We start from the raw sequence: 19,339 nt of genomic DNA on the forward strand, positions 1-19,339 counted from the left end.
GGCCATTTCTCAGCAGCAACCGGACTTCGGCGAGCAGCAGGATTTTTTCGGTGCTTCGTCGCCGCTGGTCAGTGTCAGACCGAGCTTCTGCGCCAGTTGCGCGCGTGACGGGTAGAGGCCGGTGGTGACGATCTGGCCGTCGATGGCGATGATCGGCAGGCGTTCCATGCCGGCTTCCATTTCCTTGACCACGGCGGCGTTGACCGCAAAAGCCTGCGGTTCCTGGCCGAGGTTGTAGCGCGTGACGGCGACGCTCTGTTCGCCGACCCAGGCCAGGTCGGCAGCGAACTGGACCAGTACCGGATCGACTTCAACGCCACAGATGCCAGTCGAACAGCACATGGCGGGATCGTAGACTTCAAGCTTTTTCATCTTCGTCTCCTGAATTCAAAGGGATTTTTCGTACCAGGCCTTGCTCGAATTGACCATCTTCACCAGCCACAGCATGACCGGCACCTCGATCAGCACGCCGACCACAGTAGCCAGCGCGGCGCCAGAGTCGAAACCGTACAGGACAATGGCAACCGCCACAGCGAGTTCGAAGAAGTTCGACGCGCCGATCATCGTCGCCGGGCCGGCAACGTCGTGCTGGACGTGGAACTTGCGACAGAGCCAGTAGCCGATGGCGGCGATCAGCAGTCCCTGAAGCAGGATCGGCACGGCCAGCATGGCGATGATCAGCGGCTGCTTGACGATGGCTTCGCCCTGGAAGGCAAACAGCAGCACCAGCGTCGCCAGCAGCGCCATGATGGTGAATGGCCCGATGCGGTCGACCGCTTGTTTGAAGGCATTTTCACCGCCGCGCAGGAAGTGCTTGCGCAGCGCCTGGGCGATCGCCAGCGGGATGACGATGTACATCACCACCGACAGCAGCAGCGTGTCCCACGGCACCGGGATCGCCGACACGCCGAGCAGCAGCGCGACGATGGGGGCGAAGGCGAAGACCATCACCAGGTCGTTCAGCGCCACCTGCGAAATCGTGAAATTGGCGTTGCCGCGGCACAGGTTGCTCCAGACGAAAACCATCGCCGTACAGGGCGCCGCACCAAGCAGGATCAGGCCGGCGATGTAGCTGTCGAGCTGTTCGGCCGGCAGGTAGGGGGCGAAGACGTGGCGGATGAACAGCCAGCCGAGCGCGGCCATCGTGAACGGCTTGACCGCCCAGTTGACGAACAGCGTGATGCCGATGCCGGCCTTCTGGTCCTTCACTTCATGGATCGACGCGAAGTCGATCTTCATCAGCATCGGGATGATCATCACCCAGATCAGCAGGCCGACCGGGATGTTGACCTGCGCGTACTCCAGCCGCCCGAGCGCTTGGAAAGCGGCCGGAAACCACTGGCCGAGCAGTATGCCGGCGACGATGCAGAGCACCACCCAGACGCTCAGGTAGCGCTCGAAAAAGCCCATCGGGGCTCCGGCCGCCTGCTTGGCGGCAACACCGCACTGGGCGCTCATGCTGCCGCCTCTTCGTGGATCTTGCGTGCTGCCGCCTTGATTTCTGCGGTCGACAGCGTTTCCAGGGGCAATTTGACAAAGGCTTCGACCCGTTCGCGCAGCAGTGCGTAGGCTTTCTCGAAGGCTGCGCGGCGGGCTTCCATCGGTTCGACATGCGCCGGGTCATCGATGCCCCAGTGCGCGGTGGTCGGATGCCCCGGCCAGATCGGGCAGGTTTCGCCGGCCGCCGAAGCGCAGACAGTGAAAATGAAATCGATCTTCGGTGCATGCATGCCGACGAATTCATCCCATGACTTGCTGCGCGCCTCGGGCAACGGAACGCCGTGCTTCGCCAGCGTCTCCAGCGCCACCGGGTTGACCTTGCCGGTCGGCCGGCTGCCGGCGGAAAAGGCGCGGACACGACCGCCACCGAGATGATTGAACAACGCCTCGCCGAGAATCGAGCGGGCGGAATTGCCGGTGCACAGCACCAGCACGTTGAAGGTTTTTGCGGTCATGTGTTCTCCGTGGTCGCGCAGACATGCTCTTGCTCGCCGCAAGGCTCGCCGGCGCAGCAGTGGTCGGTCAGGTAGCCGAGCAGTTCGTTCATTGCCGGGTAGTTGGCCGAGTAATAAATGAAGCGGCTGGCCTGCCGGCTGCGGATCAGGCCGGCGTTGCTCAACTCCTTCAGGTGGAAGCTGAAGCTGCCGTTGGCTTCGGCGTTCAGATGGCCGGCCAGATCAGCGACGCACAAACCCTCCGGTCCGGCCTGGACAAGACGGCGAAAGATGCGCAGCCGGGTTTCGTGGGCGAGCGCCTTGAGGGCATTGGTAGCGAGTTCGATATCCATATTTATAGAATAGTCGAAACGTCGCGCCCGGCAAAGCATTTTTTCCAGGCTTCGTTGAGACTGCTTCAGTCCTCGTGCAGATCGTCAATGCTGATGGCCAGCGTAATATCGTCAAGCGGCGGCGTAACGTCGCAGTTCGACTTGCACGCCTTCTCTGGCGGCGGTTTCGGCGGTGTGCAGCAAATTTGCCGAAGCGGTTTCATCGATGAATTCCTCACCGCAATTGTCGCAAACCTGGGCAGGTACGTCCTTGAACAACAAGGTTGTCGAGTCCCGCTCCAACGTCACGCTGGCGAAACCGGGGCGGGTGTTGCCGCATCTGCAAATCGGGCAAATCATGGCGTTTCCTTCTCTGAAGCGATTTTCAGCAAGATATTCCACCATCCTCGTTGCCGGGGGATTCAGTCGTCGCGCAGGTCGTCGCGCAGGTCGTCGATGCTGACGGCCAGCGCATCGGCCAAGGCCTTGAGGGTTTTCATGGCACCGGTCCGCTTGCGTGTCTCAATCTGGCACAGGTAGGCCTTGCTGATACCCGCCGTTGCGGCCAGAAGCTCCTGCGTCAGGCCGCGATGCTCGCGCCAGACCTTCACCGGTTGTTCGCCATCCAGCAAGGCGTTGGCCACCGCAGCCGGGATGCGGAAACCGTCATCGGCGGCGCGGGCAGCATCGAAAAGGGTGGCTTCCTCGGCGTCTTCAAAAGCGGCCGAGAGGCGTTCGTACAACTCGATCGGAATTACTGCAAATTCGCGTTTGCCATCGCGTTCTATGAATTGAATAGCGGTCATTGATACACTCCTCCACGTGGTGCGACGGCCAGCACATGAATTACCAACCGAGCGCCTTCTATCTCGTAAATTACTCGCCAGTCGCCAACTCGCAAGCGAAACGCCTCGCGGCCAACCAACTTCTTGACGTTGTTGTTTGCTGCAAAAGGATCTGCCGCCAGAAGCTCGATCTTTCCGCGTATCTGCAACGACACGTTACGCGGCATTACTTTCAAGGACTTGAGCGCGTCGCGGGAATATTCGATCTGGTACATGATCTTATGTTAGCAAAAAGCTAACTTCAAGTTAAATATTCCCTGGCTGACCGTCTGTACTTGCCAGTGGCCAAGGTTTTGCAAAGACGGCCTTGAATTTCAGTGTCGTCTCGAATAGCCACCTAAATGCAACTTCTCTCGGCTGCCTGGCGAAATCGAAGGGAAGAAAGGCACGGATGCGGCTGGCTTTCCTCTCGGGCAGTTCCTGCCACAACAAACCCGATAGCCCCAGTGCTGTTTCAATGGCTACCTGGTTCGAATGGAGGGAATGGAACAATGCTTTCGAGTTGGGAATATAAATTTCGCAGCCGATCTGATTTTCGGTGATCAATGCCGTCAGGGCCACGTGACAATCAGAACGACCAATTGCGACGTCGTACCAATGCTGGGCTCGTGGTGTGCGAAGCCGTAATGGTGGTTTCTGATTGACGGCAAAATCGTGCAATTGTTGCCAGAAGTCCAGTTGCATCAGCTTGGTTTCAGAGAGCGCTGTCTGCTCGTTGGCTGTACCGCGAATCGACTTGGTCCAGTCATTCGGGCGCGAGACCACGACAAATTTGGGCGCCGGGTTTGAGTCGCCGATCTGCCAAAGCTCGATGCGGATAAGGAAGAAGTTGATTTTCTCGTCGGTGTGCTCATTTAGCCAATCGACGGCCTGCTTGTGTTCATCGCGCGCTTCTCGAACGATCCAGACGATGTACTCCGCCTCTATTCCGGCCGCGTATGTCAAAATTTGCCCTAGGTGGCTGTGGTCGGTTGTTTCCAGCTGATTCTCAATGACGATCTTGCGGCCGGTCGTTTCCTCCTGCGCCAAAATGTCGGCGCTGAAGCGCCCGACGCCGGCCTCCGTTTGAATCAGCGTAATGTCTACGCCAATCTCGTTGCCCAATTCTTCAAGGTTTTCTGGCAAGGCGAGCCAACGGGTGAAGTCCAGTGCCTCGTGTTTCCAGTATTCGCGCAAATCAATCTTCTTCAGTTTGCCGAGTTTCAGATTCATGTTTGTTATCCCTTCGTAGTCGACCGTTCAAGATTCAGCGCCAGCAGGCGGCGGAGGATTTCGTCGTCGGGCATCTCGGCCTTATAGTCGTTCCAGCCGTAGGCGGCAGCGACGGCTTTGTCGAGTTCCTTGTGGGCGATATCAAGCCAAGCCGGGCGGGCGTTGTAGAGGTTGGTCAGCGTGCGTTTCTTGAGTTCGGCTTCATGGCCGGGCTTGGCCACCGGGCGTTTCGGGAACCCGGCTTTTTCCTCTTCCGGGGTGATCACCCAATCGACCCATTCGGCCGGGTTCAGCCAAGCTTCGCGCAGTTCGTTGAGGCGGCGGGCGGCAGCGGCAATGTTGGCGGCGACGATTTCGTTGGCCATGCATGGCGGTGACGCCTGTCCTGGTTTGGGGGCGGTATCGCGCGGTGTCAGGCCGGCGGGGAAGGGGAAGGTTTCGAAGCAGGTGGTCGGGGTGTAGCGCGGATCGTTGCCGACGCCGAGCCAGGTGCAGAGGCTTAACGACCAGAGTTCGTGGAAGCGGGAATGCAGGATGCCGAAGGTGGCGTCGTCGCCGCGAGCGACAACAACTAGTGCCTTATCCGGAGAAACTGCTGACGGCAGCCAAACGAAGATTCGGTGTTTGGAGACCGCGCTGGTGGCGACGTAACGAGGGACTGTTTTTAGAGCGGCGTTGAGCTTTGGTGCTGGTTCGCCAAAAAGCCACCAGTTCTCGGCTCGTGATTGACGACGATTCTTGATGCGCTCCGGTTTGACGTGCTTTGTCACGTAGTCAAACGGCGCCTCAAACAGGGATGCTTCGCCCTCGCTCATCGTGCCGAAGTCGATGACCCAAACGTTACGTGGGCGACGAGTGATATCCAAACCGTTCCATGTAGGCGTAACTACTTTCGCGTTAGAGAGTCCGTTTGGGTTAGGTAAATTCAGCCATCGCATTGCTATTTCGAAAGGAACGTCAAAGGGACCGTTCTTTTGCGGGCCAATGAATGAAGTCTTCGAATTTTCGGCAAGTTTTTTTGCGTGAATTAGATTGATGCCGGCGGTAGCGGTGAGATCGGCATGAATCGGCCCCACTTCAAGCCCTTCGAGCTGATTCTTACGGTCAACCGGGAAAATCGGCCCGAATCCAATTAACGAAACACGCACTGCCGCACCGTCATTAACCCACTCCTCGTCGCTCCATGCCTCGAAAATGCGAGTGGTGTCGACGATGCGTTCCAGAACCTTGCGATTGGCGCCACCCCGAATAGAGTTGGTGGCAACGAGGCCAGCGCCTTGCAGTTTGCCGGCCTCGATCTGGCCGCGGGCTTTCTCGAACCAGTAGGTGACGAGGTCGGCGCCGCCGGGGACGCGGCAGTCGTAGGTTTTGCGCAGGGTTTCAACATAGTCGTCGCCGAGTTCGCTGCGCATGACTTTGTCGCCGAGGAAGGGCGGGTTGCCGACGATGACGTCGGCGGTGGGCCACTCGGCTTCGCTGCCGTCTGGGTTGAGCAGCGCATCGCGGTGGTCGATGCCGTCGAGTGGCTTGAGAATCGGGTTGATGGCGTGAGGGTAGCCGTTGCGGCGGCACCACTGGATGTCGCCGATCCAGACGGTGACGCGGGCGAGTTCGGCGGCGAATTCGTTGATTTCGAGGCCGAGGATATTGTGTGGCCCGGAGTGCATGGCGAGTTCAGGTTGCAGGCCGAGTTCCTGGGCGTCGATGTGGGCGCGCTTTTCGATGTCGCGCAGGGCTTTGAGGGCGAGGTAGAGGAAGTTGCCGCTGCCGCAGGCGGGATCAAGGACGCGGAAGGCGTTGATGCGGTTGAAGAAGCCTTGCAGCAGAGTGTTGCCGCTTTGCAAGGCATCGTTGGGGCGGTACTCGTTTTTTTTGCGCCCTTTGACCATGCCGAATTTCGGGGCGAGTTCGGCGATTTGTCGGCGGGTGTTTTGCCATTCGATGGCGAGCGGTTCGCAGACCAGCGGCTGGATCAGCTTGGCGATGGTGCCCGTGTCGGTGTAGTGGGCGCCAAGCGGCGCGCGGGCGGCGGGGTCGAGGCCGCGCTCGAAGAGGGTGCCGAAGATGGTCGGGTCGATGGCTCGCCAGTCCATGTCGGCGGCTGCGCGGTGCAGGGCGTGCAGGTCTGTTGCGGTCAACGACGGAATTTCGATGTTTTTGAACAGGCCGCCGTTGAACCAGGGGATGTCGTGGTCGCCGTAGTCGCCGCCTTTCTTCTGCATGGCGGTGAACAGTTTTTCGATGCGCCGGGCGGCTTTGCCGGTGTCGCTGCCTGCATTCCTGAGCAGGTCCGTGAAGATGCCGGCTGGAAGTAGGGTTTCGTCTTCGGCGAACATGCAGAACAGGCACTGGACGAGGAAATGGGCGACTTTCTGCCCTTCTTCGCCCCGGTTGCGCATGGCGGCAGCGAGTTGGGCGAACTGGCCGGCGGCTTCGGCGGTGATTGTTGCGGTCGACTTCTCCGGACGCAGCTTTTCCGGATCGGTGAATGCCCATTTGAGGGTTTGCCGGGCTTCCGGCTCGCTGAGTTGTTCGATGCGGATTTCGCGCGGCTCGTCCGGGTAGCCGGTGAAGGCGGTATGGATGACGATGCGTTCGCGGTCGCAGACGACAAGCAGCGGTGGGTTGTCGAGATGAAGCGCGTAGTCGGTGAGTTGCTTGAGGGCGGCGTTGAGGTCACGCCCCGGTTTCTTGTTTTCCCAGGCGAAATGGCCGCGTTTCCAGACATCGGCCCAGCCATCGCCGCCGCCGGCTTTTTTGGCGCCGCGTTCGAAACAGTAGTTGTCCTGATCGCGCGGTTTGTCGACGCCGAGAAGATCGCAAAGATCGCTGAAATGCTGTTGCGCGCCGGCGCGTTCGTTGAGCGGGTTGTTCTTCCAGGCGGCGATGAACTGTTCTGGCGTCATGTTGAGCGGTGAATGACATTGGCTTCGGTGACGCATGTTAACCGAGTTTGCCCCTCTGGCTCCACGCTTCAGGTCATCGCAATCCCGTCATACACTGAAGCGCAGCGTCGATTCGCGTAACCGGTCGGCCAGGGACGCAACTTCGCCGGCGTTGTCTGACGAACTCTGGGCAGCCCGAGCGCCGCGTTCGATCATTTGCGCCATGCGTTCGGTGTTCTGGGCAATCTGCTCGGCCGCCAGGCGTTGTTCGCCGAGTACCTCGACGATTTCCCGGGCGGCGACGGCCGAGCGTTCGCAGAAGGATTCGATCCGGGCGATGGCGCTTTCGGCCTGCTCCGCCAGTTCGGTCCCGCGCCGCGAGCGTTCGGCGGTGGCGGCAACGGCCGTGCTGCTGGTTTCGGCGGCATTGCCGAGTTGGGTGACCAGGGTTTCGATCATCCGCGTGGTATCGGCGGTGCGGGTGGCCAGCTTGCGCACTTCATCGGCGACGACGGCGAAGCCGCGGCCGCTGTCGCCGGCGCGGGCGGCTTCGATGGCGGCGTTCAGCGAGAGCAGGTTGGTCTGCTCGGAGATTTCCTTGATTTCCCGGGCGAAGCCGGAAATCTGCCGGGTGTGCTGCTGCAGTTCCTGCATTGATGCGGTCGACGCCCGTGCTTCGGCAGAAATGTTGCCGATCTCGTTGATCGCCTGATGAATGATCTGGCCGCTCTCGACGGCGGTTTCGCGGGTGATCCGCGTGGCGTCGGCGGCGCTGCCGGCGCTTTCGGCCATCACCGCGATGGCCGTGGTCAGTTCCTCGATGGCCGCCGTGATCATCGATGCCGAGTCGCTTTGCAGACTGTTGGCTTCGGCCACTTCGCGGGCCGACTGGCGCAGCGCCAGGGCGTTGCCGGAAGTTGTCTCGGCGCCCTGCTTGACGTCGCCGATGAGCAGGCGCAGCCGTGTCTGCATGTCGTCGATGGCGACGACCAGCGAGTTGGCGGCCGCCTGGCCGGTGACCATCGGCTGGGTCAGGTCGCCGGCGGCAACCCGGCGCGTGGCGGCAACCACCGGCTCCAGTTCGCCACCCAGGCGATGCAGGATGTGGCGACCGACAAGGGCGGCCAGCGCCAGGAAAAACAGCGAGCCGAGCACGCCGACGGCGAGCACCAGCAAGGCATTGTCGGTGAAGCGCTGTTCGGCCAGTTGTGCGGCATGCGTGACGCTGTCGCTGCTGGCCTGGCTGATCGCGGCGAAGGTGGCACCGAGAGCATCGACCAGTGGCTGATCGGCGTCGCGGATGCCGGCGTCGACCATCAGGATGTATTTCGGCTCGCCCGGCTCGTTGCCGGCAAGCACGTCGTCGTAGAGCAGATTCAGTTCTTCGGCCAGTTTGCGGATTTCGCCGCTGCGCCCGGGAACCGGGAGTTCGCCGGCGCGCTGCATCGCTTCGAGTTGGCCGACGGCTTGCCAGAAGGCCTGGCGTCCGGCGAGGAATTCGGCCTGGCCCTTTTCGAATTCGCTGCTCATGAAGTTGCGCAGCAGCATGTTGTTGAGTCCGCGCTGCTGTGCCTGGAAAGCGTTGCGGGCGGCGCTGACATGGTTCAGTGCCTGGCTGGTCCGGCCGACCTGGCCGGATACGTCGTGGATGTCGTCGCGAAAGCCCTGCAGCGAGAGCAGGGCCGTGAGCAGCAGGATGATGCCGAGGGCGCTGCCGACGCCAACAATGGCCAGCAGACCCCCGCGGATGGACAGCGACGCAAGATGTTTCACGATTGAAATTCGCTTTAAGTGACAAAAACGCCAGCTTAGTCGCCAAATGTTTCAGGGTATTTACGGTTGTGCGGGGCCGTTGCGGCTTTGTTACGGACTGTCATCCGGCTGTAACAAACGCTGGTTAATCTGTGCTCTGTCACTTTTCACCCACGCAGGAGTTACCTAATGTTCAAGCAATCCAAGCTCGTTTCCGCCCTCGCCGTTGCGGGCGTTGCCCTGTTCGGTGCCCAGGCTGCCCACGCCCAGATCGTCAAGATCGACGGTTCTTCCACCGTTTATCCGATCACCGAAGCCGTTGCCGAAGATTTCCAGAAGGCCAAGAAGAACGCCATCAAGGTGACGGTCGGCATTTCCGGTACGGGCGGCGGCTTCAAGAAGTTCTGCCGTGACGAGACCGATCTGCAGAACGCTTCGCGTCCGATCACCGCCAAGGAAATGGCTGACTGCAAGGCCGCTGGTGTCGATTACATCGAAATGCCGGTTGCCTACGATGCTCTGACCGTCGTCATCAACCCGAAGAACACCTTCCTCAAGCAAGCTACCGTCGAAGAGCTGAAGAAGCTGTGGGAACCGGCAGCCCAGGGCGTCGTCATGAAGTGGAACCAGGTCAATCCGGCCTGGCCTGATGCACCGGTCAAGCTGTTCGGCGCCGGTGCCGACTCGGGTACCTTCGAATACTTCACCGAAGCCATCGTCGGCAAGGCCAAGTCCTCGCGCGGCGACTACACCGCTTCCGAAGACGACAACGTGCTGGTCCAGGGCGTCTCGCGTGACGTCAATGGTATCGGCTACTTCGGTTACGCCTACTACGCCGAGAACATGGCCCGCCTGAAGGGTCTGCCGATCGTCAATCCGAAGACCGGCAAGGCGGTTGAACCGTCGGGTGCCAACGTTGAAAACGGGACCTACGTGCCGCTGTCGCGTCCGATCTTCGTCTATGTCAAGGCCAAGTCGATGCAGAAGCCGGAAGTTCGCGAGTTCGTCGAGTTCTACATGAAGAACGCCGACAAGCTGATCCGCGAAGTCAAGTACGTGCCGCTGCCGAAGGCTGCCTACGAAGGCAACATCAAGCATGCCAAGGACGGCAAGATCGGTACCGTGTTCGGCGGCAAGAACGAAGTCGGCATTACCGTCGAAGAAATCATGAAGCGCGAAGCGAAGATGTAAGTCGCACTCGGCGGGTGCTGTTTGCCCGCTACCAAACAGGCCGGTCCGGCAACGGATCGGCCTTGTTTCCGAGAGGAATCTTCAAGTGAATCACGCCATGTCTGCAAATTCCGTATCCGACCTGCACCAGGTCAGCGACCGCCTGGCCCACAACGCCATGCGCCACGTCAGCGAGCGCGTCATCGAGATGCTGCTGTTCGCCGCTGCTGCCGTTTCTGTGCTGACGACCGTCGGCATCGTCTATGTACTCGTTTCCGAGTCCATCCATTTCTTCCAGAACGTCCCGATCGTCGACTTTCTGACCGATACCCAATGGACCCCGCTGTTCGATGATGCCCACTACGGCATCATGGTCCTCATCTCCGGTACTTTGGTTTCTTCCGGCGTCGCGCTGGCCGTGGCCATCCCGATGGGGACCGTCATCGCCATCTACCTGTCCGAGTTCGCCAATCCGAAAGTGCGCGAAGTTGCCAAGCCGGTGCTCGAACTGCTCGGTGGCATCCCGACCATCGTTTTCGGCTATTTTGCGTTGTTGATCGTCACCCCGCTGCTGCAGACGATCTTCCCGGAATTGCCGGGCTTCTCGCTGCTCTCCGCCGGCCTGGTGATGGGTATCATGATCGTGCCCTACATCGCCTCGCTGTCCGAGGATGCGATGCGCGCCGTGCCGATGAGCATGCGCGAAGGCTCCTACGCAATGGGCGCGACCAAGCTCTACACAGCGATCCACGTTGTCGTCCCGGCGGCCATTTCCGGCCTGGCCGCTTCCTATATCCTGGGCATCTCCCGGGCAGTCGGTGAAACCATGATCCTGGCGGTTGCCGCCGGCATGCAGCCGAACCTGACCTGGAACCCGATGGAACCTGCTGCGACCATCACTTCCTACATCGTCCAGGTTGCCCTGGGTGACCTGCCGCATGGCTCGATCGGTTACCAGACCATCTTCGCCGCCGGCCTGACCCTGCTGCTGATCACGCTGATGTTTAACATCGCCGGCCAGTGGCTGCGCCGTCGCTATCGTGAGGCTTACTGACATGCAACCGATGACTACCGAACAAATCCGCGTGCTGATCGCACGCGGCAAGATGAAAGACACGATTTTCCAGGCACTCGGCATCATCTGCCTGGCGATCGGCCTGCTGGTGATCTTCCTGCTCGTCGGCGACATGCTGATGCGCGGTCTGGATCGACTCAACATCGAGTTCTTCACTGAATTCGCCTCACGTCGCGCCCACCAGTCCGGCATCCTGTCGGCCTGGGTCGGCACCATCCTGGTGATGTTCGTCACCGCGATGGCCGCCGTGCCGCTCGGTGTCGCTGCCGGCATCTACCTCGAGGAGTACGCCAAGCGCAACTGGGTGACCGACATCATCGAGATCAACATCACTAACCTCGCTGCTGTCCCGTCCATCGTTTATGGCCTGCTCGCGCTCGGCATCTTCGTCTATACCTTCGGCTTCGGCCAGAGCATCCTGTCGGCCGGCCTGACGCTGGCGCTGCTGATCCTGCCGATCGTCATCGTGTCGACCCGGGAAGCGATCCGCTCGATTCCGGCGATGATCCGCGAAGGCTCGATGGCCGTCGGCGCGACGCGCTGGCAGACCTGTCGCTACCACATCATCCCCTACGCCATGCCCGGCATCCTGACCGGCGTCATCATCGGCCTGGCCCGGGCGATCGGCGAGACGGCCCCGATCATCACCATCGGCGCGCTGACCTTCATCGCCTTCCTGCCGCCGGTGCCCTTCACCGCCACCGGCGCAGATGGTGTCTCGGCCGGCCTGTTCGACTGGGTGATGTCGCCCTTCACGGTGATGTCGATCCAGATCTTCAACTGGACTTCGCGCCCGGACCCGGCCTTCGAGATCAACGCTGCGGCCGCCGGCTTCGTGCTGATGGGCATGGTGCTGTCGATGAACGCCATCGCCATTTACCTGCGTTACCGCATGCGCAAGAACATCAAGTGGTAATCCTGCGGTCGACCGCGGAAAAACCCCAGAAACCGACTACCGAAATGGAATCGCAAATGCAAACTCACGACAAGCCCCAACTCAAGGCCGAGGCCCGCAACCTCAACTTCTACTACGGCGAAGCCAAGGCCCTGAAGAACATCAACATGCCGATCTACGACAAGAAGGTCACCGCGCTGATCGGACCTTCCGGTTGCGGCAAGTCGACCTACCTGCGCAGCTTCAACCGCATGCACGACCTCTATCCGGGCAACCGCTACGAGGGCGAGATCCGCTTCTTCCCGGACAATACCAACCTGCTGTCGTCGGATGTCGATCCGATCGAAGTGCGGATGCGCGTCGGCATGGTCTTCCAGAAGCCGAATCCCTTCCCGAAAACCATTTACGAGAACGTGGCCTACGGCCTGCGTGTCCGTGGCGAGAAAAACAAGCGCGTGCTCGACGAGAAGGTCGAGACCGCCCTGCGCGGTGCCGCCATCTGGGAAGAAGTGAAGGATCGCCTGCAGGAACTGGCACCGAACCTCTCCGGCGGTCAGCAACAGCGTCTGTGCATCGCCCGCGCGCTGGCCACCGATCCGGAACTGCTGCTGTTCGACGAGCCGACCTCGGCGCTCGACCCGATCGCCACCGGCGCCATCGAAGAACTGGTGCATGAGCTGAAGAAGCGCGTCACCATCCTCATCGTCACCCACAACATGCAACAGGCGGCACGCGTTTCCGACTACACGGCCTACATGTACCTGGGCGAGATGATCGAGTTCGGCAAGACCGACGAGATCTTCATCAAGCCGCAGGACAAGCGCACTGAAGATTACATCACCGGCCGCATGGGTTAAGGAGCAGGAAAAAATGAACGAATCCCTACACGTATCCAGCCAGTTCGACGAAGACCTCGGCCGTCTGCGCACGCATGTGCTGCAGATGGGCGGTCTGGTCGAAACCCAGATTTCCGCCGCCATCGATGCCTACACGACAGGCGAGGTTGCCAGCGTGAAGACCATCGTCGAGACTGACCGCAAGGTCAACGACCTGGAAAAGGCCATCGACGACGATTGCGCCCACATCATCGCCAAGCGCCAGCCGACCGCTTCCGACCTGCGCCTGGTGCTCGGCATCAGCAAGATCGTCACCGATCTGGAGCGTGCCGGCGACGAAGCCAAGAAGATCGCCAAGGGCGTGCGCCGCATCTACGAAGCCGGGCACATGCCGGCCCAGTATGGCGTCGGCATCCGCCATCTGGCCGAAGCCGCGCTGACGATGGTACGCCAGGCACTCGACGCTTTCGCCCGGCTTGACGGCACCCTGGCGGTAAGCGTCATCCGTGCCGATGCCGACGTCGATGTCGAATTCAAGTCGATCATCCGCCAGTTGATCACGCACATGATGGAAGACCCGCGTACCATTACGACCTCGATCGATATCATCTCGATCTCGCGGGCCATCGAACGTATCGGCGATCATGCAAAGAACATTTCCGAGCAGGTGATCTTCGTGGTAGAAGGCCGTGATATCCGTCACAACAAGGAGGCGATCAAGTGACACCGACGATTCTGGTCGTCGAGGACGAACCGGCGATTCAGGAACTGGTTGTAATCAACCTCAAGCACGCCGGCTTTCTCGTCGTGCGTGCCGGCAGCGCGGAAGAGGCCGATTCGGCGATTCGCGCCGCCTTGCCCGATCTGGTGATCCTCGACTGGATGCTGCCCGGCCAGTCGGGTGTCGCGCTGGCGAAGAAGATTCGCGGCGATGAACGCACGCGCGAGATTCCGATCATCATGCTGACCGCCCGCGTCCACGAAGAAGACAAGGTGCAGGGACTCGACGCCGGCGCCGACGACTACGTGACCAAGCCCTTCTCGCCGAAGGAACTGGTCGCCCGCGTCCGCGCCGTCTTGCGCCGCCGGGCGCCGCACCTGGCCGGCGAAGCAGTGGAAGTGGCCGACCTCCAGCTCAATCCGGCGACGCACCGCGTGCTGGCCGCCGGCATGCCAATCGAACTCGGGCCGACCGAGTTCCGCCTGCTGTTCTTTTTCATGACGCACGCCGAGCGTGTTTATACCCGCGCCCAGTTGCTCGACGAAGTCTGGGGCGACCATGTGTTCATCGAGGAGCGCACTGTCGACGTCCATATCCGTCGCCTGCGCGCGGCACTCGAATCCTCAGGCCATCACGAACGGGTTGAAACCGTGCGTGGCACAGGCTACCGCTTCCGGGGAGCCTGAGCGGCGTGCAGCGAGCCTTGTTTTATGGTGTGTTGACGGCGGCAATTGCCTTCCCGCTGGGTTATTTTGTCGAACAGTGGATGGGGTGGGTCCTGTTCTATACCGGTCTCAGCCTGCATCTGGCGATGCATTACCGGAATTTTTCGCGACTCGAACGCTGGTCGCGCAAGCCGGTGCTCGACGCCAGCCTGGAAGGCGATGGTGAATGGGATCGGGTCTTCCGCCGTCTCTATCGCCACGAAAAGGAACTGCTGGAAAAGATCGAGCGGCGCGAACGCGACATCGCCCGGCTGATTGCCGCCGTGCATGCGATGAACGACGGCATCGTGCTGCTCGACGGTGAATTCCGCATCCAGTTCTGCAACAAGACCGCCGAGCGACAGCTGGACCTCGCGTCGGTGACCGATCGTGGTGCACCGATTGCCAATATCGTTCGCCAGCCAGCCTTTATCGACTACCTGGCCAAGGCCGATTTTTCCCGGCCGCTGGTGTTGCGTCTGGATCGCTATTTCGAGCGCGTGCTGTCGCTCTACCTGATCGCCTATGCCGAGAATCACTGGCTGCTGCAGGTCAAGGACATCACGCAGACCGACCGCCTCGACGGCATGCGCCGCGATTTCGTCGCCAATGTCTCGCATGAACTGCGTACGCCGCTGACGGTACTGTCCGGTTTCGTCGAAACCCTGCAGGAAATCGACGTCGATACCGAATCGCGCCAGCATTACCTGCAACTGATGGGCGAGCAGTCGCAGCGCATGCAGTCCATCGTCCAGGACCTGCTGACGCTGTCGTCGATCGAGTCGGCGCCGCCGCCGGAAGATCAGCAGGTGGACATGGCGACGCTGGTGGACAAGCTGCGCCGCGACGCCGAAGCGCTGTCGGCCGGGCGCCACCGCATCCTGCTGGAAAGCGAAGGCCAGGGCGACCTGCTCGGGTCGGAATCGGAGCTGGTCAGCGCGCTCGCCAACCTGGTTTCCAATGCCGTGCGCTACACGCCGGCCGGCGGCAGTATCACGTTGATCTGGAAAATCTCGGCCGCCGGTGCTGAATTCGCCGTCCAGGACACCGGCATCGGCATCGACCCCAAGCACATCCCGCGCTTGACCGAACGTTTCTACCGCGTCGACCGCGGCCGCTCGCGCGACGCCGGCGGCACCGGGCTGGGCCTGGCGATCGTCAAGCATTCGCTGAGCCGCCACCAGGCGACGCTGGAAATCACCAGCAAGCCGGGCGAGGGCAGCCGCTTCGCCGCGAAATTCCCGTCCAGCCGGGTGACCGGGGTTTAACCCCCAAGCGGCTTGACCTTGCTGGCGGCCAGTTTGGCGCGGCTGCGGGCTTCGTCGGTATCGGCGCCGTTGGCAACGGCAACCCCCATGCGGCGTTTGACGAAGGATTCCGGCTTGCCGAACAGGCGCAGATCGCTGCACGGTACGGCCAGCGCTTCCTCGATGCCGCTGAAGGCAATGCCGCTGGCTTCCATGCCGCCGTAGATGACGGCCGAGGCGCCGGCTTCGCGCAGTCCGGTATCGACCGGCAGGCCGAGGATGGCACGGGCGTGCAGTTCGAACTCCGAGAAGCGCTGCGAGCACAGCGTCACCAGCCCGGTGTCGTGCGGGCGCGGGCTGACTTCCGAGAACCACACCATGTCGCCCTTGACGAACAATTCGACGCCGAACAGGCCGCGCCCGCCGAGGTTGCCGGTGACGGCGGCGGCGATTTCCTGCGAGCGCTGCAGCGCGGCCGGCGTCATCGCCTGCGGTTGCCAGGATTCGACGTAGTCGCCGGCGACCTGCACATGGCCGATCGGTTCGCAGAAGCGGGTGACCACGGCGCCGCCGGCATCGCGGGCGCGCACCGTCAGCAGCGTGATCTCGTAGTCGAAGTCGATGAAGCCTTCGACGATGACCCGGCCCTGGTTCACCCGACCGCCGCTGGCCGCGTAGTCCCAGGCTTTCGCCACGTCGTCGGGGCCGCGCAGCAGCGACTGGCCTTTGCCGGAAGACGACATCACCGGCTTGACGATGCAGGGATAGCCGATTTCATCATCAATGGCCGCCTGCAATTCGGCCAGCGAATCGGCGAAGCGGTAGGGTGAAGTCGGCAGGCCGAGTTCCTCGGCCGCCAGCCGGCGGATGCCTTCGCGATTCATCGTCAGCCTGGCGGCGCGGGCGGTCGGGATGACTTCGGCCAGCCCGGCTGCTTCGATCTCGACCAGCATGTCGGTGGCGATGGCTTCGATTTCCGGCACGATCAGATGCGGTTTTTCCAGCTCGACCAGCCGGCGCAGCGTCGCCCCGTCGGTCATCGAAATGACGTGGGCGCGATGCGCGACCTGGTGGCCGGGCGCATTCTCGTAACGGTCGACGGCGATCACCTCGACGCCAAGGCGCTGCAGCGCAATGATCACTTCCTTGCCGAGTTCGCCCGCGCCGAGCAGCATGACGCGGGTGGCGGAGGGCGATAGCGGGGTGCCGATTTGCATGGGATGTCCTTTTTACGGTCGACGGCGAAAATCGGGCAAATCTAGGCGTGGACCGCAGGAATTGCAAGTGCTGGCGCATTGTCACCGTTTCGTCACATCGTCGTCATATGCGTTTCACGCGGGCTGGCTATCGTGCCCGCATGCCCAAAGTCAGAAGCTTGTTCTTGTCCGACATCCACCTAGGCACGCGGGCGTGCCAGGCGGATCGACTCCTCGATTTCCTGCGCGAGCACCCGGCCGAGCAGACTTTCCTGATCGGCGACATCGTCGATTTCTGGGCGATGAGCCGCAGCATCTGCTGGACTCAGGCGCAGAACACCGTGGTGCAGAAACTGTTGCGCCGGGCGCGCAATGGCGAACGCGTGGTGTTCATCCCTGGCAATCACGACGAGGTGCTGCGCGAGTATTGCGGCACGGTCTTCGGCGATATCGAAGTCGCTGACCAACTGATGCACGAGACCGCCGACGGCAAGCGCTACCTGCTGATCCACGGCGACCAGTTCGACCAGGTGACGCGCCATCACCGCTGGGTGGCGGTGCTGGGCGACAAGGCCTACGACCTGCTGGTCCGGATCAATCACCTGCTTTCCTGGGTGCGCCGCAAACTCGGGCGGCCCGGCTACTGGTCGCTGGCCGGTTATGCCAAGCGACGGGTCAAGACGGCGCTCAATTTCATCTTCGATTTCGAGGAATCGGCGGTGCACCACGCCCGCGAACGCGGTCTCGATGGCGTCATCTGCGGCCACATCCACTGGGCGACGATCCGCGACATCGATGGCCTGGCCTACATCAATTGTGGCGACTGGGTCGATTCCTGCACCGCCATCGTCGAACACTTCGACGGTCGCCTGGAACTCGTCGCCTGGGGCGAGCTGGAAGTGCAGCAGCGGCAACTGGCCGCACCGGCAGCGATGCCGGACAACGAAACAGTCGAGGTCTGAAATGCGCGTATTGATGGTGTCTGATGTCTATTTTCCGCGGGTCAATGGCGTGTCGACGTCGATCGAGACCTTTCGCCGGACGCTGGCGCTCCAGGGCGTCGAGGTTCGCCTGGTGGTGCCGCGCTACGGCGACGAGCCCGATGAGCCGGGGATCATCCGCGTTGCCGGCCGGCCGGTGCCGGGTGACCGCGAGGACCGGCTGGTCGGCTGGCGGGCGATGCATCGTGCCGTGCTGGCAGCGGCCCGCGATTGCGACCTGATTCATGTGCAGACCCCGTTCATCGCCCATTACGCGGGCCTGAAGGCGGCCCGCACGCTGGGCCTGCCGGTGGTGGCCACCTATCACACGCTGTTCGAGGAATACATCGCGCACTACGCGCCCTTCCTGCCGGCCGGCTGGTTGCGCCGGCAGGCGCGGTCGCTGTCGCGGCGCCAGTGCAATGCGCTCGACGCGGTCATCGTGCCGTCGCGGGCGATGCGCGACCGGCTGACCGATTACGGCGTGCTCGCCGACCTGCATGTGCTGCCAACGGGGATTCCGCTGGCCCAGTTCGCCGCCGGCGACGGTGCTGAGTTCCGGCGTCAGCACGACATCCCGGCCGGGCGTCCGCTGGCCCTGTTTGTCGGCCGGGTGGCGCATGAAAAGAATATTGGCTTCCTGTTCGAAGCCTTGCAGCATGCGCATCGGCAGCATCCAGGCATCCTCCTCGTCGTTGCCGGCGAAGGGCCGGCGATGGCCGACCTGCAGGCGCAGGTCGCGGCTCTCGGCCTGGCTGACTCGGTCCGCTTCATCGGCTACCTCGACCGGCGTCAGGGCTTGCCCGCCTGTTATGCGGCAGCCGATGTCTTCGTCTTTGCCTCGCGCACCGAAACCCAGGGCCTGGTCCTACTCGAAGCCATGGCCGCCGGCTTGCCGGTGATCGCGCTGTCGGCCATGGGCACCGCCGACATCCTCGATGCCGGCTGCGGCTGCTTCACGCCGCCCGACGATCCGGCGGCATTCGGCGAAGTGCTGGGCCGGATGCTGGCCAATCCGGCGGCCTGGGGGCATCTGGCGGCGGAGGCTGGAGAGTATGCCCGCTCGTGGTCGGATAGCGCCATGGCCAGCCGGCTGGCCGGGCTGTACGGCCAGTTGCAGCAGGCGAAAATGGCCGCCGGCGAGCCGTCGACCGCAAACGCCTGAGCTCGCTCAGATATCTTCGATGACCGGCACCAGCCGGTCGACGGCGCGCAGGCGTTCGGCCATGACGCGCATCACCTGCATGGCGAAGAACGGGGTGTTCTGCACCAGGAACTGAAAGCGCTTTTCGTCGATGGCAACGAATTCGCTGTCGCTGGTGGCGACGACCGTTGCCGAACGCGGACCGGGAGAAACCAGGCCCATTTCACCGACGATGCTGCCGTGCTGGAGCTGTTCAACAACGCGGTTGTTGACCATGACATCGGCGCTGCCATTGGTCAGTACATACATCACGCCGCCTTCGTCGCCTTCGCCGAACAGCGTTTGGCCGGCAGGAATGCCGACGATGGTCGGGTTGTGGGCGAACAGTTCGAAGAAAACCATGGGACTTTT

General features: G+C 61.9%; 21 protein-coding genes. 9 read left to right on the top strand and 12 right to left on the bottom strand.

Annotated features, from left to right (window positions below; all coding sequences use genetic code 11):
• Positions 1 to 9: 9 nt before the first annotated feature.
• From arsD to BJN45_RS08940, 10 genes are all read right to left on the bottom strand, one after another.
• Positions 10 to 372 (bottom strand): arsenite efflux transporter metallochaperone ArsD, encoded by a 363-nt coding sequence (gene arsD, locus BJN45_RS08895; RefSeq protein ID WP_076094353.1) that lies wholly within the window; start codon positions 370 to 372, stop codon positions 10 to 12.
• Positions 373 to 387: 15 nt separating this feature from the next.
• Positions 388 to 1,458 (bottom strand): ACR3 family arsenite efflux transporter, encoded by a 1,071-nt coding sequence (gene arsB, locus BJN45_RS08900; protein WP_076094355.1) that lies wholly within the window; start codon positions 1,456 to 1,458, stop codon positions 388 to 390.
• Positions 1,455 to 1,955 (bottom strand): arsenate reductase ArsC, encoded by a 501-nt coding sequence (locus BJN45_RS08905; protein WP_076094357.1) that lies wholly within the window; start codon positions 1,953 to 1,955, stop codon positions 1,455 to 1,457. Before BJN45_RS08905 ends, arsB begins: the two co-directional genes overlap by 4 nt.
• Positions 1,952 to 2,287 (bottom strand): ArsR/SmtB family transcription factor, encoded by a 336-nt coding sequence (locus BJN45_RS08910; RefSeq protein WP_076094359.1) that lies wholly within the window; start codon positions 2,285 to 2,287, stop codon positions 1,952 to 1,954. The genes BJN45_RS08905 and BJN45_RS08910 overlap by 4 nt, the downstream gene beginning before the upstream one ends.
• A gap of 111 nt (positions 2,288 to 2,398) precedes the next feature.
• Positions 2,399 to 2,671, bottom strand: a complete 273-nt coding sequence (locus BJN45_RS08915; protein ID WP_205750565.1) for a type II toxin-antitoxin system MqsA family antitoxin — start codon at positions 2,669 to 2,671, stop codon at positions 2,399 to 2,401.
• Positions 2,672 to 2,688: 17 nt separating this feature from the next.
• The gene (locus tag BJN45_RS08920; RefSeq protein WP_076094364.1) at positions 2,689 to 3,072 is read right to left on the bottom strand and encodes a helix-turn-helix domain-containing protein; all 384 of its coding nucleotides are present in this window, start codon (positions 3,070 to 3,072) and stop codon (positions 2,689 to 2,691) included.
• Positions 3,069 to 3,326: a type II toxin-antitoxin system RelE family toxin gene (locus BJN45_RS08925; RefSeq protein ID WP_076094365.1), complete on the bottom strand. Its 258-nt coding sequence runs from the start codon at positions 3,324 to 3,326 to the stop codon at positions 3,069 to 3,071. The genes BJN45_RS08920 and BJN45_RS08925 overlap by 4 nt, the downstream gene beginning before the upstream one ends.
• A 31-nt stretch (positions 3,327 to 3,357) precedes the next feature.
• Complete coding sequence (locus tag BJN45_RS08930) at positions 3,358 to 4,323, bottom strand: DUF4268 domain-containing protein (protein ID WP_083651154.1); 966 nt, start codon at positions 4,321 to 4,323, stop codon at positions 3,358 to 3,360.
• 5 nt (positions 4,324 to 4,328) lie between these two features.
• Positions 4,329 to 7,229 (bottom strand): class I SAM-dependent DNA methyltransferase, encoded by a 2,901-nt coding sequence (locus tag BJN45_RS08935; protein ID WP_076094367.1) that lies wholly within the window; start codon positions 7,227 to 7,229, stop codon positions 4,329 to 4,331.
• Positions 7,230 to 7,316: 87 nt separating this feature from the next.
• Positions 7,317 to 8,981: a methyl-accepting chemotaxis protein gene (locus tag BJN45_RS08940; RefSeq protein WP_076094369.1), complete on the bottom strand. Its 1,665-nt coding sequence runs from the start codon at positions 8,979 to 8,981 to the stop codon at positions 7,317 to 7,319.
• A gap of 168 nt (positions 8,982 to 9,149) precedes the next feature.
• Between BJN45_RS08940 and BJN45_RS08945 the strand changes: the two genes are divergently transcribed.
• The 7 genes from BJN45_RS08945 to phoR all read left to right on the top strand — a co-directional run bounded on the left by BJN45_RS08945 (position 9,150) and on the right by phoR (position 15,629).
• Positions 9,150 to 10,151 carry a PstS family phosphate ABC transporter substrate-binding protein gene (locus tag BJN45_RS08945; protein WP_076094371.1) on the top strand — a complete coding sequence of 334 codons (1,002 nt, stop codon included), beginning with the start codon at positions 9,150 to 9,152 and terminating at the stop codon, positions 10,149 to 10,151.
• A gap of 97 nt (positions 10,152 to 10,248) precedes the next feature.
• Entirely contained in the window at positions 10,249 to 11,184 is a 936-nt protein-coding gene (pstC, locus tag BJN45_RS08950; RefSeq protein WP_076094373.1) for a phosphate ABC transporter permease subunit PstC, read from the top strand.
• Between the two features lies 1 nt (position 11,185).
• Positions 11,186 to 12,121 carry a phosphate ABC transporter permease PstA gene (gene pstA, locus BJN45_RS08955; RefSeq protein ID WP_076094375.1) on the top strand — a complete coding sequence of 312 codons (936 nt, stop codon included), beginning with the start codon at positions 11,186 to 11,188 and terminating at the stop codon, positions 12,119 to 12,121.
• Between the two features lie 56 nt (positions 12,122 to 12,177).
• Positions 12,178 to 12,957, top strand: coding sequence for a phosphate ABC transporter ATP-binding protein PstB (gene pstB, locus BJN45_RS08960; protein WP_076095218.1), 780 nt, complete (start codon positions 12,178 to 12,180; stop codon positions 12,955 to 12,957).
• A gap of 13 nt (positions 12,958 to 12,970) precedes the next feature.
• A complete protein-coding gene (gene phoU, locus BJN45_RS08965; RefSeq protein WP_076094377.1) occupies positions 12,971 to 13,660 on the top strand; it encodes a phosphate signaling complex protein PhoU in 690 nt (229 codons plus the stop codon).
• The gene (gene phoB, locus BJN45_RS08970; RefSeq protein WP_076094379.1) at positions 13,657 to 14,343 is read left to right on the top strand and encodes a phosphate regulon transcriptional regulator PhoB; all 687 of its coding nucleotides are present in this window, start codon (positions 13,657 to 13,659) and stop codon (positions 14,341 to 14,343) included. The genes phoU and phoB overlap by 4 nt, the downstream gene beginning before the upstream one ends.
• Before the next feature lie 5 nt (positions 14,344 to 14,348).
• Positions 14,349 to 15,629 (top strand): phosphate regulon sensor histidine kinase PhoR, encoded by a 1,281-nt coding sequence (gene phoR / locus BJN45_RS08975; RefSeq protein ID WP_083651156.1) that lies wholly within the window; start codon positions 14,349 to 14,351, stop codon positions 15,627 to 15,629.
• On the opposite strand, the gene purT is transcribed toward phoR, so the two are convergent.
• Positions 15,626 to 16,825 carry a formate-dependent phosphoribosylglycinamide formyltransferase gene (gene purT / locus BJN45_RS08980; protein ID WP_076094382.1) on the bottom strand — a complete coding sequence of 400 codons (1,200 nt, stop codon included), beginning with the start codon at positions 16,823 to 16,825 and terminating at the stop codon, positions 15,626 to 15,628. The genes phoR and purT overlap by 4 nt on opposite strands.
• Before the next feature lie 140 nt (positions 16,826 to 16,965).
• On the opposite strand from purT, the gene BJN45_RS08985 reads away from it, so the two are divergent.
• Both BJN45_RS08985 and BJN45_RS08990 read left to right on the top strand, forming a co-directional pair.
• Entirely contained in the window at positions 16,966 to 17,766 is an 801-nt protein-coding gene (locus BJN45_RS08985) for a UDP-2,3-diacylglucosamine diphosphatase (protein ID WP_076095220.1), read from the top strand.
• A 1-nt stretch (position 17,767) separates the two neighbouring features.
• Complete coding sequence (locus BJN45_RS08990; RefSeq protein ID WP_076094384.1) at positions 17,768 to 18,949, top strand: glycosyltransferase; 1,182 nt, start codon at positions 17,768 to 17,770, stop codon at positions 18,947 to 18,949.
• Positions 18,950 to 18,955: 6 nt separating this feature from the next.
• Here BJN45_RS08990 and BJN45_RS08995 read toward each other — a convergent pair whose 3' ends face one another.
• Positions 18,956 to 19,330 (bottom strand): Crp/Fnr family transcriptional regulator, encoded by a 375-nt coding sequence (locus tag BJN45_RS08995; RefSeq protein ID WP_076094386.1) that lies wholly within the window; start codon positions 19,328 to 19,330, stop codon positions 18,956 to 18,958.
• Positions 19,331 to 19,339 lie beyond the last annotated feature (9 nt).

It is taken from the genome of Azonexus hydrophilus (genome assembly GCF_001956855.1).
Lineage (GTDB): Bacteria > Pseudomonadota > Gammaproteobacteria > Burkholderiales > Rhodocyclaceae > Azonexus > Azonexus hydrophilus_A.